Annotated in this window: 1 protein-coding gene; it reads left to right on the forward strand. The window is 67.1% G+C overall.

The window, feature by feature from the left end; translation table 11 throughout:
* Positions 1 to 188: 188 nt before the first annotated feature.
* The coding region (locus CJP72_RS24965) for a TonB-dependent receptor plug domain-containing protein (protein ID WP_446714991.1) at positions 189 to 1,098 on the forward strand (910 nt) is incomplete at its 3' end.

Here is a 1,098-nt window from a genome sequence, read left to right on the forward strand (position 1 = left end):
CGCTGAGCTTTGCCCTCGCTTCTGCCGTGCTGCTCATCGCAGCCGCTCCGGCATTCGCCCAGGACGCGGGTTCGACGCAGACGGCCGAGGAAGCGGCCAAGTCGAAGGCAACCAATCTGGACACGGTGACCGTCACCGGCTCGCGCATCAGCCGCGACGTGTTCAACTCGGTGTCCCCGGTCCAGGTCGTGACCCGTGAGGAAACCACGCTGGCCGGCTTCAACTCGACCACCGCCGCACTGCAGAGCACCGCGGTGACCGCAGGTGCATCGCAGATCAACAACGCCTACGGTGGCTACGTCACCGACGGCGGCCCCGGCGCCAACACCCTGGGCCTGCGTGGCCTCGGCCCGACCCGTACCCTGATCCTGCTCAACGGCCGCCGCGTTTCGCCGGCCGGCTCGCGCGGCTCGGTCGGCTCGACCGACCTGAACGTGCTGCCGAACTCGATCGTCGACCGCGTCGAAATCCTGAAGGACGGCGCGTCCTCGATCTACGGCTCCGACGCGGTCGCGGGCGTGATCAACATCATCACCAAGAAGAAGGTCGACGGTGTCACCTTCGAAGGTCAGCACAACGCGACCGACGGCGGTGGCGGCGATGAGCGTCGCTATGCNNGCTATGCGCTGACCTTCGGCAGCACCGGCGAGCGCTCGCACTTCTCCGGTTCGTACGAGTACACGGTGCGCAACGCACTTAACCTCGGCGACCGCGACTGGACCCGCTGCGCCACCGACAAGTATCGCGACATCGAGGCCGGCGACTACTGGGGCAGCGGCGACTTCATCGATCCGCTGACCGGCAAGTCCAAGTGCTACACCCTCGACGGCGGCGGCGTGACCATCAACACGCTTGGCACCAACACCCGTACCGGCGTCGCCGCGCCGGGAGGCAGCGGCACCCGCTTCAACCGCTGGCGCCCGAATTCGTCGGTCACCACCGGCCTGGTCGGCTACGAAGGCGTGGGTGCGCTGAACCGCGACACCTTCGACCCGCAGATGCTCAATCAGTCGCTGATCTCCCCGGTCAAGACCCACACCGCCTACTTCCAGGGCGGCTTCGACCTGAACGCGCTGGAAGGCGGGAACAATAAGGGGC

It is taken from the genome of Citrobacter sp. NCU1 (assembly GCF_010231475.1).
Taxonomy (GTDB): domain Bacteria; phylum Pseudomonadota; class Gammaproteobacteria; order Enterobacterales; family Enterobacteriaceae; genus Citrobacter_D.